The organism is Streptomyces himalayensis subsp. himalayensis, assembly GCF_013778455.1.
GTDB classification, from domain to species: domain Bacteria; phylum Actinomycetota; class Actinomycetes; order Streptomycetales; family Streptomycetaceae; genus Streptomyces; species Streptomyces himalayensis.
Window position 1 is genome coordinate 555,750 of sequence record NZ_JACEHE010000001.1, and the last position, 17,481, is coordinate 573,230.

At 70.7% G+C, this 17,481-nt stretch carries 13 protein-coding genes; 7 read left to right on the top strand and 6 right to left on the bottom strand.

Annotated features, from left to right (window positions below):
- The first annotated feature begins 59 nt into the window (after positions 1–59).
- The 4 genes from H1D24_RS02430 to serA all read left to right on the top strand — a co-directional run bounded on the left by H1D24_RS02430 (position 60) and on the right by serA (position 5,512).
- Entirely contained in the window at positions 60–1,913 is a 1,854-nt protein-coding gene (locus H1D24_RS02430) for an acetolactate synthase large subunit (RefSeq protein WP_181655635.1), read from the top strand.
- Between the two features lie 26 nt (positions 1,914–1,939).
- On the top strand, positions 1,940–2,464 hold the full coding sequence (gene ilvN / locus H1D24_RS02435) for an acetolactate synthase small subunit (protein WP_181655636.1): 525 nt from the start codon (positions 1,940–1,942) through the stop codon (positions 2,462–2,464).
- Positions 2,465–2,513: 49 nt separating this feature from the next.
- Entirely contained in the window at positions 2,514–3,590 is a 1,077-nt protein-coding gene (gene ilvC / locus H1D24_RS02440; RefSeq protein ID WP_508476752.1) for a ketol-acid reductoisomerase, read from the top strand.
- Positions 3,591–3,910: 320 nt separating this feature from the next.
- Positions 3,911–5,512, top strand: coding sequence for a phosphoglycerate dehydrogenase (gene serA / locus H1D24_RS02445; protein ID WP_181655638.1), 1,602 nt, complete (start codon positions 3,911–3,913; stop codon positions 5,510–5,512).
- Positions 5,513–5,709: 197 nt separating this feature from the next.
- Here serA and H1D24_RS02450 read toward each other — a convergent pair whose 3' ends face one another.
- Positions 5,710–7,263 carry an MFS transporter gene (locus tag H1D24_RS02450; protein WP_181655639.1) on the bottom strand — a complete coding sequence of 518 codons (1,554 nt, stop codon included), beginning with the start codon at positions 7,261–7,263 and terminating at the stop codon, positions 5,710–5,712.
- A gap of 97 nt (positions 7,264–7,360) precedes the next feature.
- Here H1D24_RS02450 and H1D24_RS02455 point away from each other — a divergent pair, with 97 nt between their 5' ends.
- Positions 7,361–7,975, top strand: coding sequence for a TetR/AcrR family transcriptional regulator (locus H1D24_RS02455; protein ID WP_181655640.1), 615 nt, complete (start codon positions 7,361–7,363; stop codon positions 7,973–7,975).
- Between the two features lie 18 nt (positions 7,976–7,993).
- On the opposite strand, the gene H1D24_RS02460 is transcribed toward H1D24_RS02455, so the two are convergent.
- The 5 genes from H1D24_RS02460 to H1D24_RS02480 form a co-directional block, all read right to left on the bottom strand.
- Complete coding sequence (locus tag H1D24_RS02460; RefSeq protein WP_181655641.1) at positions 7,994–8,683, bottom strand: ATP-binding cassette domain-containing protein; 690 nt, start codon at positions 8,681–8,683, stop codon at positions 7,994–7,996.
- On the bottom strand, positions 8,680–9,804 hold the full coding sequence (locus H1D24_RS02465) for an ABC transporter ATP-binding protein (RefSeq protein WP_181655920.1): 1,125 nt from the start codon (positions 9,802–9,804) through the stop codon (positions 8,680–8,682). Before H1D24_RS02465 ends, H1D24_RS02460 begins: the two co-directional genes overlap by 4 nt.
- Complete coding sequence (locus tag H1D24_RS02470; protein ID WP_181655900.1) at positions 9,791–11,599, bottom strand: ABC transporter permease subunit; 1,809 nt, start codon at positions 11,597–11,599, stop codon at positions 9,791–9,793. The genes H1D24_RS02465 and H1D24_RS02470 overlap by 14 nt, the downstream gene beginning before the upstream one ends.
- Before the next feature lie 131 nt (positions 11,600–11,730).
- On the bottom strand, positions 11,731–13,233 hold the full coding sequence (locus H1D24_RS02475; protein ID WP_181655642.1) for an ABC transporter substrate-binding protein: 1,503 nt from the start codon (positions 13,231–13,233) through the stop codon (positions 11,731–11,733).
- Positions 13,234–13,355: 122 nt separating this feature from the next.
- Positions 13,356–14,564, bottom strand: coding sequence for a helix-turn-helix domain-containing protein (locus H1D24_RS02480; protein WP_181655643.1), 1,209 nt, complete (start codon positions 14,562–14,564; stop codon positions 13,356–13,358).
- Between the two features lie 184 nt (positions 14,565–14,748).
- Between H1D24_RS02480 and H1D24_RS02485 the strand changes: the two genes are divergently transcribed.
- Both H1D24_RS02485 and pruA read left to right on the top strand, forming a co-directional pair.
- Positions 14,749–15,675 carry a proline dehydrogenase family protein gene (locus H1D24_RS02485; protein ID WP_181655644.1) on the top strand — a complete coding sequence of 309 codons (927 nt, stop codon included), beginning with the start codon at positions 14,749–14,751 and terminating at the stop codon, positions 15,673–15,675.
- Between the two features lie 45 nt (positions 15,676–15,720).
- Positions 15,721–17,352, top strand: a complete 1,632-nt coding sequence (gene pruA / locus H1D24_RS02490) for an L-glutamate gamma-semialdehyde dehydrogenase (protein WP_181655645.1) — start codon at positions 15,721–15,723, stop codon at positions 17,350–17,352.
- Positions 17,353–17,481: the final 129 nt, after the last annotated feature.

A 17,481-nucleotide genomic window follows, 5' to 3' on the forward strand; every position in this document is an offset into this window, starting at 1 on the left:
CACCCGCCACATCCTGCACAACCCTCGCAAAAACCCTCAGCATCGAGAAGAGAATGCCGATGACCGAGCAGGCCTCCGGGGCCCACCATCCGCAGCCGCGGCCCCGTTCCTCTGGGCAGCAGTCCGCCCCTGTCGAGCACGTGACGGGTGCGCAGTCCCTCATCCGTTCTCTCGAGGAGGTCGGGGCCGACACGGTATTCGGCATTCCCGGGGGCACCATCCTGCCGGCGTACGACCCCCTGATGGACTCCACGCGGGTGCGCCACGTGCTGGTCCGCCACGAGCAGGGCGCCGGCCACGCGGCCACCGGTTACGCGCAGGCCACCGGCAAGGTCGGGGTGTGCATGGCGACATCCGGGCCGGGCGCCACCAACCTGGTCACCCCGATCGCGGACGCGCACATGGACTCCGTGCCCCTGGTCGCGATCACCGGGCAGGTCGTGTCCAAGGCGATCGGTACGGACGCCTTCCAGGAGGCGGACATCGTCGGCATCACCATGCCGATCACCAAGCACAGCTTCCTGGTCACCAAGGCGGAGGACATCCCCCAGGCGATCGCGCAGGCGTTCCACATCGCCGCCACCGGTCGCCCGGGACCGGTCCTGGTCGACATCCCCAAGGACGTCCTCCAGGCGAAGACCACCTTCACCTGGCCGCCGACCATGGACCTGCCCGGATACCGGCCCGTCACCAAGCCGCACGCCAAGCAGATCCGCGAGGCCGCCAAGCTGATCACCCAGGCCAGGCGGCCCGTCCTGTACGTCGGCGGCGGCGTCATGAAGGCCGGCGCGACCGCCGAGCTGAAGGTCCTCGCAGAACTCACGGGAGCGCCCGTCACCACCACACTGATGGCGCTCGGCGCATTCCCCGACAGCCACCCGCTGCACGTGGGAATGCCGGGCATGCACGGTGCGGTCACCGCCGTCACCGCGCTGCAGAAGGCCGACCTGATCGTCGCCCTCGGAGCCCGCTTCGACGACCGTGTCACCGGCAAGCTGGACAGCTTCGCCCCGTACGCCAAGATCGTCCACGCCGACATCGACCCCGCCGAGATCGGCAAGAACCGCGCCGCCGACGTGCCGATCGTCGGTGACGCCCGCGAGGTCATCGCCGACCTGATCCAGGCCGTGCAGAAGGAGCACAGCGAGGGCCACCAGGGCGACTACAGCGCCTGGTGGAAGGACCTCAACCGCTGGCGCGAGACCTACCCCCTCGGCTACGACCAGCCGGAAAACGGCTCGCTCTCCCCGCAGCAGGTCATCGAGCGCATCGGGCAGCTGGCGCCGAAGGACACGATCTTCGCCGCGGGCGTCGGCCAGCACCAGATGTGGGCGGCGCACTTCATCGAGTACGACAAGCCGGCGACCTGGCTCAACTCCGGCGGCGCCGGAACCATGGGCTACGCGGTCCCGGCCGCGATGGGCGCCAAGGCGGGACAGCCGGACCGCACGGTCTGGGCGATCGACGGCGACGGCTGCTTCCAGATGACCAATCAGGAACTGACGACCTGCGCGCTCAACAACATCCCGATCAAGGTCGCGATCATCAACAACGGCGCGCTCGGCATGGTCCGCCAGTGGCAGACCCTGTTCTACAACCAGCGGTACTCCAACACGGTGCTGCACAGTGGCCCGGACGCAGTGGCCAACCCGGAGGCCAAGGGCACCCGCGTCCCGGACTTCGTGAAGCTGTCCGAGGCAATGGGCTGCCACGCGATCCGCTGCGAGCGCGTCGAGGACCTGGACAAGGTCATCGAGGAGGCCAACTCGATCAACGACCGGCCCGTCGTGGTGGACTTCATCGTCCACGAGGACGCGATGGTCTGGCCGATGGTCGCCGCCGGCACCTCCAACGACGAGATCATGGCCGCCCGGAACGTCCGCCCCGACTTCGGCGACAACGAAGAAGACTGAGAGCCGTAGGAAAAGGAACGAGACCCATGTCCAAGCACACGCTCTCCGTCCTGGTCGAGAACAAGCCCGGCATCCTCGCCCGGATCGCCGCGCTGTTCTCCCGCCGAGGTTTCAACATCGACTCGCTCGCGGTCGGCGTCACCGAGCACCCCGACATCTCCCGCATCACCATCGTGGTGAACGTCGAGGACCTGCCGCTCGAACAGGTCACCAAGCAGCTCAACAAGCTCGTCAACGTCCTGAAGATCGTCGAGCTGGAACCCGGTTCGGCCGTTCAGCGGGAACTCGTTCTGGTGAAGGTCCGCGCCGACAACGAGACGCGCTCCCAGATCGTCGAGATCGTGCAGCTGTTCCGCGCCAAGACCGTGGACGTCTCGCCCGAGGCGGTCACCATCGAGGCCACCGGTTCCAGTGACAAGCTGGAGGCGATGCTGAAGATGCTGGAGCCCTTCGGCATCAAGGAGCTCGTCCAGTCCGGCACGATCGCCATCGGCCGCGGCTCCCGTTCGATCACCGACAGATCGTTGCGCGCTCTCGACCGGTCGGCCTGAGCCGTAGATACGACCGGAAACGGGCGGTCGGCGCGCCCCGGCCGCCCGTATGCCGAGACCCCGAAACTTTCCTCACCCCTCCCGCCGTACGGTGGGACGCAACATCAGCACACTTAGGAGAAACCCAGTGGCCGAGCTGTTCTACGACGACGACGCCGACCTGTCCATCATCCAGGGCCGCAAGGTCGCGGTCATCGGCTACGGAAGCCAGGGCCACGCCCACGCGCTGTCCCTGCGCGACTCCGGCGTCGACGTCCGTGTCGGCCTGCACGAGGGCTCCAAGTCCAAGGCGAAGGCCGAGGAGCAGGGCCTGCGCGTCGTCACCCCCGCCGAGGCCGCCGCCGAGGCCGACGTCATCATGATCCTGGTCCCGGACCCGATCCAGGCCAAGGTCTACGAGGAGTCCATCAAGGACAACCTGAAGGACGGCGACGCGCTGTTCTTCGGCCACGGCTTCAACATCCGCTTCGGCTTCATCCAGCCCCCGGCCGGCGTCGACGTCTGCATGGTCGCCCCGAAGGGCCCGGGCCACCTGGTCCGCCGCCAGTACGAGGAGGGCCGCGGCGTTCCCTGCATCGCCGCCGTCGAGCAGGACGCCACCGGCAACGCCTTCGCGCTCGCCCTCTCCTACGCCAAGGGCATCGGCGGCACCCGCGCCGGCGTCATCAAGACGACCTTCACCGAGGAGACCGAGACCGACCTGTTCGGTGAGCAGGCCGTCCTCTGCGGTGGCGCGTCCGCGCTGGTCAAGGCGGGCTTCGAGACCCTGGTCGAGGCCGGCTACCAGCCGGAGATCGCGTACTTCGAGTGCCTCCACGAGCTCAAGCTGATCGTGGACCTCATGTACGAGGGCGGCCTGGAGAAGATGCGCTGGTCCATCTCCGAGACCGCCGAGTGGGGCGACTACGTCACCGGCCCGCGCATCATCACCGACGCCACCAAGGCCGAGATGAAGAAGGTCCTGGGCGAGATCCAGGACGGCACCTTCGCCAACAACTGGATGAAGGAGTACGAGTCCGGTCTGCCGAAGTACAACGAGTACAAGAAGGCCGACTCCGACCACGTCCTGGAGACCACCGGCAAGAAGCTGCGCAAGCTGATGAGCTGGGTCGACAACGAGGACTGAGTCCCGCACGGCACAGGGCCGCTCCGCATCGGGGCGGCCCTGTTTCTTCGCCCGCTTCGCGGCCCGTCCAGGGCTGTATCCAACTCGTCCACCCACGGATGAGTGATCCTTCCGCCGAGGTGGAAAACGGCGCCCGGCAACCGCCACTACACTGCACAGAAACGCGTCAGGCCCACAGCGTCGTGCGTCTTCCACGCGGCTAAGCGACTCCGAGTAAGTGCAGGCACGCGGGAACGCACCCGCACTTCCCCGGCGCCGCTCCCCTCCACCGCCTGCGGCCGTCGGGACGGCCGTCCGCATTGGGACTTGTGAGGACTCACGTGAGCACTGCGTCTCCGAAACCCGTCGTACTCATCGCTGAAGAGCTGTCGCCCGCCACCGTCGACGCGCTGGGGCCGGACTTCGAGATCCGGCACTGCAACGGAGCAGACCGAGCCGAGCTGCTCCCGGCCATCGCCGAGGTGGACGCCATCCTGATCCGTTCCGCGACGAAGGTCGATGCCGAGGCCATCGCCGCCGCGAACAAGCTGAAGGTCGTCGCACGAGCCGGCGTCGGCCTCGACAACGTCGACGTCTCCGCCGCCACCAAGGCCGGCGTGATGGTCGTCAACGCCCCCACCTCCAATATCGTCACCGCCGCCGAGCTCGCCTGCGGCCTGCTCGTCGCCACCGCCCGCAACATCCCGCAGGCGAACGGCGCCCTCAAGAACGGCGAGTGGAAGCGCTCCAAGTACACGGGCGTCGAGCTGGCCGAGAAGACCCTCGGTGTCGTCGGCCTGGGCCGCATCGGCGCGCTGGTCGCCCAGCGCATGTCCGCGTTCGGCATGAAGATCGTCGCGTACGACCCCTACGTGCAGCCCGCGCGGGCCGCCCAGATGGGCGTGAAGGTCCTGTCCCTCGACGAGCTGCTCGAGGTCTCGGACTTCATCACCGTCCACCTGCCGAAGACGCCCGAGACCGTCGGTCTGATCGGTGACGAGGCGCTGCACAAGGTCAAGCCGTCGGTCCGCATCGTCAACGCAGCGCGCGGCGGCATCGTCGACGAGGAGGCGCTGTACTCGGCGCTCAAGGAGGGCCGCGTCGCCGGCGCCGGCCTCGACGTCTACGCGAAGGAGCCCTGCACGGACTCCCCGCTGTTCCAGTTCGACCAGGTCGTGTGCACCCCGCACCTCGGCGCTTCGACGGACGAGGCGCAGGAGAAGGCGGGCATCGCGGTCGCCAAATCGGTTCGCCTCGCGCTCGCCGGTGAGCTCGTGCCGGACGCGGTCAACGTCCAGGGCGGCGTGATCGCCGAGGACGTCAAGCCGGGTCTGCCGCTGGCCGAGAAGCTCGGCCGCATCTTCACCGCTCTCGCGGGCGAGGTCGCTGCCCGTCTGGACGTCGAGGTGTACGGCGAGATCACCCAGCACGACGTCAAGGTGCTCGAGCTCAGCGCGCTCAAGGGCGTGTTCGAGGACGTCGTCGACGAGACCGTGTCGTACGTCAACGCGCCGCTGTTCGCGCAGGAGCGCGGCGTCGAGGTCCGCCTGACGACGAGCAGCGAGTCGCCCGACCACCGCAACGTCGTGACGGTGCGCGGCACCCTCTCGGGCGGCGAGGAGGTCTCGGTCTCCGGCACGCTGGCCGGGCCCAAGCACCTCCAGAAGATCGTGGCGATCGGCGACTACGACGTGGACCTGGCGCTCGCCGAGCACATGGTCGTCCTGCGCTACACCGACCGGCCGGGCGTCGTCGGCACGGTCGGCCGCATCCTCGGCGAGGCGGGCATCAACATCGCGGGCATGCAGGTGTCCCGCCACGATGTCGGCGGTGAGGCCCTGGCGGTCCTCACCGTGGACGACACGGTGCCGCAGTCGGTGCTCAGCGAGGTTGCCGAGGAGATCGGTGCGACGTCGTCGCGGTCGGTGAACCTCGTGGACTGAGGTTCGCCGCGGAGCGTTTCGGGGCCCTGGTCACCTTGCGGTGGCCGGGGCCCCGTTTTCTTCCCCCACCCCGCGAAAATTCAGCCCGTCCGGCGCTTGAGGACGAGGCGGCGCAGCCGCCGATCAACGGGGTCCAGGGGGCGGAGCCCCATGGGTACGGGAAGGGGCGGGGTGGGGGATTCAATCGCCTACCAGCCTCACACCGGCACCGTCTCCTCCTCGGGCGCCGGAGCCCCGCCATCCCGCACCCGCACCCGGCGAAGCACAGCCGCCGCCAAGCCCGCCGCACCAAGCAAAAGCACAGTCGCCGCAACCGCCGCCGCCTGCATCCCACTGGTGAAGGCCTCCCGGGCCGCGGAAACCAGGGCGTCGTCGGCCCGCCCGGGAAGCTGCACCGCGACGGCCAACGCGCCGCCGAGCGTCTCGTGCGCCGCGGCGGGCGCGCCGTCCGGGACGCCATGACGGTAGACCGCGGTGCCGATGGACCCCAGGAGGGCCATCCCGAGCGCGCCGCCGAACTCCTGCCCGGTCTCCAGGAGTGAGGAGGCGGCGCCCGCCTTCTCGACGGGTGCGGTGCCCAGCGCCAGATCGGTCAGCTGGGACATCACGGTGACGATCCCGGAGGCGAGGACGCCCGCCCCGGCGAGCACCAGCCACAGCGAGTCCGTACCGGCGAGGGCCAGCAGGCCGTATCCGCACGCGGCGGTCATGAAGCCCGCCGAGACGACATGGGCGCGGTGCACACCGCGCTGCACCAACTGCGCGGCCACGGGCGCGGCGAAGCCGATCAGGACCGAGGGGAGCAGCGCCCACAGCGCGGCCTCCATCGCGCTCTTGCCGAGCACCGACTGCAGATACTGCGTGGTGAAGTACGCCGAACCCATCATTCCGAACGCGGCGACCAGGTTCAGGACGACGGCGGAGCCGAAGCCCTGCCCGCCGAACAGCGCGGGAGAGATCATCGGTGACGCGGAGGTGCGCTGGCGGCGTACGAAGAGGGCGGTGAAGACGAGGCCCACGGCGAGGGACAGGACGTAAAGCGGCTCGAAGCCCTCGGACGGGATCTCCTTGAGCCCGTAGATCACCGGCAGTACGGCGGCCATCGACAGCGGCACGCTCAGCAGATCGAAGCGGCCGGGCTCGGGGTTCCTGGACTCCGGGAGCAGGATCGGGCCGGTCACCAGCAGGAGCGCCATCGCCGGCAGGTTGACCAGGAAGACCGAGCCCCACCAGAAGTGCTCGACGAGGACGCCGCTCATCACCGAACCCAGTGCGACACCCCCGGTCATCACGGCGGACCAGATGCCGATGGCCTTCGTGCGCTGGGCCGGGTCGGTGAACATCGTGCGGACGAGCGCCATCGTGGACGGCATCAGGGTCGCGCCGCCGATGCCGAGGACCGCGCGGGCCGCGATCAGGGTCTCGGCGCTGTCGGCGTACGCGGCGACAAGTGAGGCCGCGCCGAAGGCCGCGGCGCCCAGCAGTAGCAGCCTGCGCCGGCCGATGCGGTCGCCGAGCGAGCCCATCGTCATCAGCAGGCCGGCGAGGACGAAGCCGTAGATGTCGAAGATCCACAGCTGTTGGGTGCCGCTGGGCTCGAGGTCGGCGCTGATCGCCGGGACCGCGAAGTAGAGGACGGATACGTCCATGGAGACCAGCAGCAGCGGAAGCATCAGGACGGTGAGAGCGGTCCATTCGCGGCGCCCTGCGCGGGAGTTGGTGACCGGGGCGGTGCCCGTCGGGTTCGTCATGGGCAGGACTGTACGCACGTCTTATACGTCTGTCTAGGACGCTCGTATAAGACGTGAGTATAGGACGGTTGTCTGTACCGGCGATAGGGTGGGGCGCATGGGACACCGCGAGGATCTGCTCGAAGGCGCGAAGCGATGCCTGCTGGAGAAGGGCTTTTCGCGCACGACGGCGCGCGACATCGTCAAGGAGTCCGGGACCAACCTGGGGTCGATCGGCTACCACTACGGATCGAAGGACGCCCTGCTCGCGCAGGCCTTCATCGCGCTGGTCGAGGACGTCGGCGACTCCTTCGGCGAGGAGGCGCTGGCCGGCGACGGCGTGGCTCCCGCGGGCTCGCTGGAACGCTTCCAGGAGATGTGGGGCAACGTCATCCGCACGTTCCCCGAATCCCGTGCCATCTGGATGCTCAACCTCGAGTTCATCCTTCAGGCCGACCGCATGCCGGAGGCGCACGAGATCGTGAAGAAGGCGCTGCAGTACGGGCGGTCGGGTCTTGTCCCGATGTTCAGCGGCCGCCCCGAGGACGAACTCGACGACGAGACCGTGAACTCGGAGGGCCGCTTGTACCACACGATCCTCTGTGGCCTCCTGGTGCAGTGGCTCTTCGATCCGGAGTCGGCAACGGACGCCGGACAACTCACCGAGGGGCTGCGCCGGGTGATCGAGGCGGCGTCGAAGGCACCGGCGGGTCGGGGGACGGAGCACAGCTGACGCGTAGGGGGCACGGCGTCAGCGCTCGTCGACGATCCGCCCGTCCCGCATCTCGACGACCCGGTCGGAGAAGTGCCGTACGACGGCCATGTCGTGGCAGATGAAGAGATAGCCGAGGCCGAGGCGTTCCTGCAGGTCGGCGAGGAGGTTCAGGACGCCGGCGCGGAGTGACGGGTCGAGTGCCGAGACCGGTTCGTCGAGGACGAGCAGCCTGGGGTCGCCCGCGAGCGCGCGTGCGATGCCCGCGCGCTGGCACTGGCCGCCGGACAGCTCGTGCGGCCGCCGGTCGCCGTAGGCCGGGTCGAGCCCGACCAGATCGAGCAGCTCGGCGACCCGGGCGGGACCGGCCATGCGGTCCCACCGGCCCTGGACCCGCAGGGGTTCCGCCACGGCGTCCCGGATACGGCACCGGGGGCTGAGGGATCCGTACGGGTCCTGGAACACCGGCTGCATCGCCGGGCGCAGCGGCCGCAGGGCGCGCTCGTCCAGGGCCGTGAGCTCCCGGCCGTCGAACCACACCTCCCCGCCGTCGGGCCGGTGCAGTTGCAGCACGGCGGCGGCCGTCGACGACTTGCCGCAGCCCGAGGGCCCGACCAGGGCGAGGGTTTCACCGGCGGCCAAGTCGAACGACACATGGTCGACGGCGACGAACGATCCGTAGCGGACGACCAGGTCGCGCACGTCCAGCAGGGCGCTTGCGGGGCTCACACATTCTCCAGGAACAACTCGGCGGGGCGGTCCGGCAGTTCACTCCACCGGTGGCAGGCCACCTCGCGTTCGCCGTCGCCGAGGCGCTGCGGCTCGGGCAGCTCCGTACGACAGCGGTCGTCGTCGGCGAGTTCGGCCGGTTCGGCCGGTTCGGCCGGTTCGGCCGGTTCGGCCGGTTCGGCCCGCCTGGCCAGGGGGCAGCGCGGCGCGAAGGCGCAGCCGGGCAGCAGTTCGGCGAGCGTGGGCGGGGCTCCGGCGATCGACGGGAGACGGCGGCCGGCGACCGGGCCGCCTCGTGCACGACCCGGCAGCGGTTCCGCCGAGGGCAGAGCCGGGGAGAGGTCCGGGGGGAGGGAGGCGAGCAGTCCGGCGGTGTACGGGGCCCGGGGCCGGGCGAACACCTCGTCCACCGGACCCGATTCGACGGCCCTGCCCGCGTACATCACCAGCATCCGGTCGGCGTGCTCCTCGACGGCCGCGAGGTCATGGGTGACCAGGACGAGGGACGCGCCCGTCTCCTCGCGCCGCCGGGCCAGCAGTTCGAGTACATGCCGCTGGGTGCCGGGGTCGAGGGCGGTGGTGGGTTCGTCGGCCACCACGAGCTCCGGTTCGTTGATCATGGCCATCGCGATGACGGCACGCTGGCGCATACCCCCGGAGAACTCGTGAGGATACGCACGCGCCCTGCGCCCCGCGTCCGCGATCCCGACCTGCTCCAGCGCCGCGACGGCCCTGGCCCGCGCCTCCTTGCGCGAGACGCGGCGCACGGACCGCACGGCGGCGGCGAGTTGGTCGCCGACCGCGTGGACGGGCGACAGCGCGGACAGGGCGTCCTGCGGGACGAGCGCGATCCGACGCCCCCACAGCCCGGCGTACACCTGGCGGCGCGCACCGACGAGCTCGGTCTCGCCGCGCAGCCGGGCGCTTCCCGCCGCCGTCGCCCCGCGCGGCAGCATGCCGAGCAGAGCGCGAGCGGTCAGGGACTTTCCAGCGCCCGACTCGCCCACGATCGCGAGGACTTCGCCGTCGCGCACGTCGAAGGAGAGTCCACGTACTGCATCAACCGGCCCGATGGCGATCCGCAGGTCGCGCACCGACAGCAGGGGATCAGCGGGGTGCAAGGGAGGTCTCCTTCCGCGTTCGGGAAAGCGTGGTGAGGCCGCGGTGGGCCCCGGAGCCGCGGACTCCCGCCCACCGCGGGAACAGGGGGTTGCGGGCCCGGCCCGGGCGGGCGCTCCCATACCCCCCGTACGCCGCCAGCGACACCGCCAGTCCCGCGAGCACGGCCAGCGCGGCCGCCGGGGCCAGGGCCGCCCACGGGGCGCGCTCCACATAGGCGCGGGACTCGTCCAGCAGCAGGCCCCACTCCGGGGCGGGCGGCTGCGCGCCGAGTCCCAGGAAGCCGAGCGAGGCGAGGGCCAGCGCGATACCGGGCAGGCGCAGGACCGCGTGGCGGGCCACCGGAGCGGCCACCGAGGGCAGGACGTGCCGGGTGAGGATCCACACCGGGGTCGCGCCGATCGCCTTCTGGGCGGTGAGGAACGCGGAGGCGCGTACCTCCTGGACAAGCGCCGCCGCGTGCGCGGCCAGCGGCGGCCAGGAGATGAGAGCGACCGCCAGCGAGGCACCGCCCGTGCCGGGACCGAGCACCGCGGCGACCAGGATGCCGACGATCACCGGCGGCAGGGCGTTGGCGATGTCCGACGCACCCGCGGTGAACAGCGGCAGAAACCCGAGGCACAGCGCCAGCAGAAAGCTGGCCAGGCAGACGGCGGCCGCCGTGCCGACCGTCGAGGCCGCACCGTGCCCCAGCCGCGCCAGCACATCGCGCCCGAGACCGTCCGTGCCCAGCGGATGCGCCCAGGACGGCGAGGCCAGCCGGGCTGCCGTGTCCACCGTGTACGGGTCGCGCAGCAGCCCCCAGCCGACAGCCGTCACGAGGACCGCCGCGAGGACGACCGGCACCACCGGGTGCACGCGCACCGGCCGTGCCGCGGGCAGCGTGAGCCCCGCGTCGCGCAGCGCGGGCCCGAGCAGCCGGCGCCGCAGCAGCGTGGCCGCCGCCCCCGCCGCCAGGCCCAGCGCGAGCAGCGCCAGCACCGCGCCCTGGAGGAGTGGCAGATCCTGCGACTTGGCCGCGCCGAGCGCCGTACGGCCGATGCCGGGCACCGCGAACACGGTCTCGACGGCGACCGCGCCACCGGTCAGACCGACGGCGACCATCCCGAACTGCGGGACCAGCGGCGGCAGTACGCGCCGCAGCGCCGCCGCCGCAATCCGGGCGCGGCTCCCGCCCGAGCCGCGCCACAGCTCCGCCCAGCGCTCCTCGAGCACGGCGGGCAGCGCGTCCGCGACCAACCGCCCGAGCAGCCCGCCGGCCGGCACCCCGAGCGCGACGGCGGGCAGCACCATGTACGCAGGCCCCTGCCAGCCGGACGTCGGCAGCCAGCCGAGCCAGACCCCGCAGACGACAAGCGCCACGGTCGCCAGCAGGAATTCGGGCATCGCGGCGAGCATCGCGGCGAAGGCGCCCGCCGTGCCCCGGCCGCGTACCAGGACGGGCGCCACCAGCACGGCCCCGACCAGCAGCGCCACCGCCAGCGAGGCGCCCATCAGGCCGAGTGAGACCTGCAGCCCGGCGACCACGGACGGCAGCACGTCGGTGCCCGACACCCATGACGTGCCGAGATCGCCGCGCAGCAACCCGGCCGCCCAACTACCCAGCAGGCGAAGAGGGCCCGCGTCCAGCCCGAGGTCCGCGCGGATCGAGTTCAGCGCCTCCGCCGTGGCCTCCTGCTCGGCGGACCGGGCCCGCAGCACCGTCAGCGCCGGGTCCCTGCCGGACAGCCAGGGCAGCAGCCCCACCGTGGCGATCACGAGGCCGAGGCAGACCACACGGGTGATTCCGGCCCGCACCTTCGGCCCCGCGCCTGCGCTGGCCCACGCGCTCAGCCGGGTCCACGCGACGAGCCGCGCCCGCACACCCGACCACGCGGTACGTGCGCCGGCCCGGCTCCGCGCGCGGGCCCTCGTGTCCGGTGCGTCCTTCACTTGCGGTACGTGTCGACGGTGATCAGCTCGCGCTCGCGCGGATCGTGCGCTACGTCCACGACGCCCGCCGCATCACCCTGGATCACCCGCTCGTGCAGCATCGGTACGGCGGCGTCCGTGGCCAGCACCGAGGCCTCCGCCTCCATGATCGCCCGGCGGCGTGCGTCGCCCGCCTTCGTGTCCGCTGCCTTCTTCAGCGCCTTGTCGACGACCGCATCGGCGAGCTGCGAGATGTTGAAGGAACCGTCCGTGGCGAAGTCGCTGTAGAAATACGCGGCCGGGTCACCGGAGTCGAGCACGGTCGCCCGCGACAGGATGAACGCGTCGAACTCGCCCGCCAGCGCGTCGGATTCGATGTTCGCGTACTCGCGGACGTCCAGCTTCACCTTGAACCCGGCCTTCTGGAGCTGCTGCTGCAGGGTCTGGGCGACCTCGGGCAGCTCGGCGCGGTCGGTGAAGGTGCCGATGGTGATCGTGGCGCCCTCCGGGTCATCCGCCTTGGCCCGCTGCACCTTCTGGTCGCGCAGGTCGGCCGCCCACGGCAGCGCGGGTCCGAGCAGCCCCTCGGCGACGTCCGCCCGCCCCTCGTACACGCCCTTGACGATCGTCTTCGCATCGATCGCCTCGCGCGCGGCCGCCCTCATCCCCGCGTCCTCGAAGACGCCCTTCTCCGTGTTGAGGTAGAGGGTGTTGGTGCGCGGCATCGGCACCTCGGTGATCAGATCCTGGTCGATCAGCGCGGCCTGCGAGACCGGTACGGCCTCGACCACGTCGGCCTCGCCGCTGCGCAGGGCGGCGGCGCGTGCGGTGCCGTCCGGCACGAACTTCACGTCGATGCCGGGCGCCTTGGCCTTGCCGCCCCAGTAGCCGTCGTACCGGTCGAGAGTCGCGGACGCGGTGCCGTTGACCTGCGTGAGCTCGAAGGCCCCGGTGCCGGCGCCGACCGGGTTGACGGTCTTCCCCTTGTACGCCTTCGCCGACAGGATCGACAGCTGAGGGGAGCTCAGCCGCTGCGGTACGAGCGGGTCCTCGGTGCCGGTCGTGACGGCGACAGTGTCGCCCTCGGCCTTCACCGTCAGCTCGACGCCGTCGAGGATGCGCGGCTTGGGCGACGCGGTGGCGGCCACGGTCAGCGACCGCACGACGGACTGCGCGGTGAGCTTGGTGCCGTCGTGGAAGGTGACGCCGTCACGGATGGTGAAGGTCCACGTCTTCCCCGACTGCTTCCATTCGGTGGCGAGGGCGGGCTCTGCGTCCCCGTCCTCGTCGAGCGTGACCAGCGTCTCCGCGGTGGACCAGCGGGACAGCTTGAACGCGTCGTCCGAGAGCGGGGAGAGGCCGGAGCGCGGCGGAAGCATCATCGCGACGCGTATGCGCTTGCCGCCGTCCTCGCCGTCCGCCGACGCCTGTCCGGAGCCGGGGGAGGCGAAGCATCCGGTGAGCAGCGCGGCCGTGGGGATGAGGGCGGCGGCGGGCAGGAGACGGGCTGGCAGGCGCACTTGGGTGGACCCTTCCCGGTAAGGAGGTAAAAGGGCGGTCAAGACGGGCAGACCGTAACACGATGACAATCATTTTCACTAACGGGGGTGGCTCAAGTGGGGAGCGGGCGGCACCTTTTGCGCTAGAGCCGCGAAGCCTTCAGCGCCATGTGCAGCAGCAGCCGGTCCTCGCCGTCGTCCAGGTCGAGGCCCGTGAGCTGCTCGACCCGCGACAGGCGGTAGTAGAGCGTCTGCCGGTGGATGCCCAGCTCGGCTGCCGTGCGGCCGGCCTGGCCCGCGCAGTCCAGGAACACCTCGGCGGTGCGGGCCAGTTCGCGGTGGGACGGCTCCAGCAGGGGACCTACGACGGGATCGTGCACCGCCTCCGACGGCAGCGCGGTCAGCAGCCGGTACGGGCCGATGGACGCCCACGTGGCGACCGGCCCGAGCCGGGGCTCGGCCAGGGCCGCCCGTGCCGCCGCCGACGCCTCCCGCCAGGCGGCGTCCAGCTCGCCGAGACCGCGCCGGGCGTCGGCAACACCGGCCGCGGCACCTGCCCCTTCGTTCGAAATCTTGCCGAGCAATCCGGACGCGGCCGTCAGGGCAGGGGCGAGTATGTCCGGCGAACGAAGGCGCATCAGCAGAGCGATGCACTGGCCGCCCGCCATTGCCCCCGGTGCAGGGGAGGTGCCCCTGGCTCCCCACGGCACCGTGCACAGGGCCGTCGCACCCGGTACCGAGCGGACCGATGGGGCCTCGGCCGGGTCGGCGGAGGGCCAGGGCGCCACGCACACCACCGCGTGGAGGGCTTCGGCCCGTTCCCCCAGCGCCGTACGCAGTGCCGCCACGGCCATGTCGCGCTGCCAGCCGCGCTCGGCGGTCAGCACCGCACGGAACTCCCGGGTCAGATCCGCACCGGCCTGCACCTCGTCGGCGAGCAGCGCGCCGATGCGCGCCGCCACCTCCATCGCGGCGGACAACTGCTCCACGCCCGGGCCGGGTTCGGCGTCCAGCAGCCATACGTATCCCAGGACGACCCCCCGGTGGCGCACCGGAAGGCAGATGCGGCCGCGGTGGACGCCCGCCTCCGGGGCGGGCGGGATGCGCACAGGACCCGTGGCCCGCGCGATGCCGAACCCCTCGAACCAGGAGCGGACCGCCGGGGTGGAGCGGCGCGTGAGGATCGAGCGGGTACGGACAGGGTCCATCGCGGAGTCGTCGTCGCTGTCGTGGGCGCCGAAGGCGATCAGGGCGAAGTCCCGGTTCTCGAGCGTCGCGGGGGCGCCGAGCAGCGCCGAGATCTCATCGACCAGTTCCTGGTAGTCGCCCTTCATCCGGGCATTCTCGCGCATTTCGCGAACGTTTCAGACATCTGTCTGAGATCTCGGCCACGGATGCGTGACAGCTGTCGATGGCCGACGATCGGAGGGATCCTTAGGTTTCACGGTGGTTCTCCGTGCCGTACCTGGAACGTTGGGGTTCATTGCCCCTCTTTCCGGTATGCGGCCTTTTCTTAACTTTCCGTGGAGGTGCCCCGTGCTGGGTCCCGTGATCCTCGCCGCCTCGCGCAGCGACAAGATGCGCCGCTTCGTATCGTCGGCCCCGGGCACCAAACAGGTCGTCGACCGGTTCATCGCCGGCGAGACCGTCGACGACGTACTCCCGGTCGTCCAGGACGCCGCCGCCAAGGGCCTCGAGGTCACCCTCGACGTCGTCGGCGAGGACATCACGACGCGCGAGCAGGCCGCCGCCGCCCGCGACGCTTACCTGGAGCTGATCGACCGCCTCAGGGACCTCGGGCTCGGCACCAGGGCCGAGATGTCGGTGAAGCTGTCGATGTTCGGCCAGGCGCTGGAAGGCGGCCACGAGCTGGCGCTCGCCAACGTCCGCCCGGTCGTCGAGGCCGCCGCAGCGATCGGCACCACCGTCACTCTGGACGCCGAGGACCACACCACCCTCGACTCGATGTTCGCCATCCACGAGGAGCTGCGGAAGGACTTCCCGGGCACGGGCTGCGTCATCCAGTCCTACCTGTTCCGCACCGAGGACGACGCCCGCCGCCTCGCGGCGTCCGGCAGCCGCGTCCGCCTGGTGAAGGGCGCGTACAAGGAGCCCGCCTCCGTCGCGTTCCAGGACAAGGCGGAGATCGACAAGGCGTACGTCCGGGTCCTGAAGATCCTGATGGAGGGCGAGGGCTACCCGATGATCGGGACCCACGACCCGCGCATCATCTCCATCGCACAGGAGCTCGCGCGCCGCGCAGGGCGCAAGCTGGACGAGTACGAGTTCCAGATGCTGTACGGGATCCGCAGCGACGAGCACCTGCGGCTCGCCGCCGAGGGCCACCGGATGCGCGTCTACACCGCCTACGGCACCGACTGGTACGGCTACTTCATGCGGCGCCTCGCGGAGAAGCCGGCCAACCTGCTCTTCTTCGTCCGCTCGATGATCACCAAGAACTGATCAGGGCAGATCCCACCCACCACTCAAAAAGGAGTAACGGAACTCATGGACGCTGTGACCCAGGTCCCCGCTCCCGTCAACGAGCCGGTGCACGGCTACGCCCCCGGTTCGCCCGAGCGCGCCCGGCTCGAGGTGAAGCTCAAGGAGCTCGCCGAGAACCCGATCGACCTGCCCTGCACCATCGGCGGCGAGAAGCGTATGGGCGGCGGCGAGCCCTTCCAGGTCGTGCAGCCGCACAACCACAAGGCCGTCCTCGGCACGTACCGCAACGCCACGCAAGCGGACGCGCAGGACGCGATCGACGCCGCGCTGGCCGCCGCCCCGGCCTGGCGCGCCATGTCCTTCGACGACCGTGCCGCGATCATCCTGCGCGCCGCCGACCTGCTGGCCGGCCCGTGGCGCGAGACGCTGGCCGCCTCCACGATGCTCGGCCAGTCGAAGACCGCCCAGCAGGCCGAGATCGACACCCCGTGCGAGCTGATCGACTTCTGGCGCTTCAACGTCAAGTACGCCCGTGACCTGCTCGCCGAGCAGCCCCCGGCCAACTCGCCGGGTGTGTGGAACCGCCTGGACCACCGGCCGCTGGAGGGCTTCGTCTACGCGATCACGCCGTTCAACTTCTCGGCGATCGCGGGCAACCTGCCGACGGCCCCCGCGCTGATGGGCAATGTCGTCGTCTGGAAGCCCTCCCCGACCCAGACCCACGCCGCCGTGCTGCTCATGCAGCTCCTGGAGGAGGCCGGGCTGCCCAAGGGCGTCATCAACCTCGTCACCGGCGACGGCATCGAGGTCTCCAAGGTCGCGCTCGAGCACCGCGACCTCGCGGGCATCCACTTCACGGGCTCGACCAAGACCTTCCAGTACCTGTGGAAGACGGTCGGCAACAACATCGAGAAGTACCGCTCGTACCCGCGCATCGTCGGCGAGACCGGCGGCAAGGACTTCGTGGTCGCGCACCCGAGCGCCGACCGCGCTGTCCTGAAGACCGCGCTGACCCGCGGCGCCTTCGAGTACCAGGGCCAGAAGTGCTCCGCCACCTCGCGTGCGTACGTCCCGGCCTCCATCTGGAACTCCGGTTTCAAGGAGGAGTTCGCGGCCGAGGTCGACGGCCTCACCATGGGTGACGTCACCGATCTGTCGCACTTCATCGGCGCCGTCATCGACGAGCGGGCCTTCGCCAAGAACAAGGCGGCGATCGACCGCGCCAAGGCCGACGACACCTGCACGATCGTGGCCGGCGGCACGTACGACGACTCGGTCGGCTACTTCGTCCGCCCGACCGTCGTGGAGTGCACCGACCCGGAGAACGAGGTCTTCACGACCGAGTACTTCGGCCCGTTCCTCGCCGTCCACGTGTACGAGGACGACAAGTACGAGGAGATGCTGACCCAGATGGAGTCGGTGTCCGCCTACGCGCTCACGGGCTCGGTCATCGCGAAGGACCGCGCCGCCGTCGCGTACACGATGGACAAGCTCCGCTACGCCGCGGGGAACTTCTACATCAACGACAAGTCGACCGGCGCCGTCGTCGGCCAGCAGCCCTTCGGCGGCGGCCGCGCGTCCGGCACGAACGACAAGGCGGGCGCCCCGCAGAACCTGATGCGCTGGACGCTGACCCGCGCCATCAAGGAGACGCTGGTCCCGCCGACGGACTACCCGTACCCGCACATGGGCTGAGCACCTGGGCTGAGCACCTGGACTGGGGACCTGGGCTGGGGGCCTGTGCGACACCACAGGCGACCGCTCCGGCAGCCGACCGCCCCCGCTCTCGAGTTCCGGCTCGACAGCGGGGGCGGTGGCGTTTTC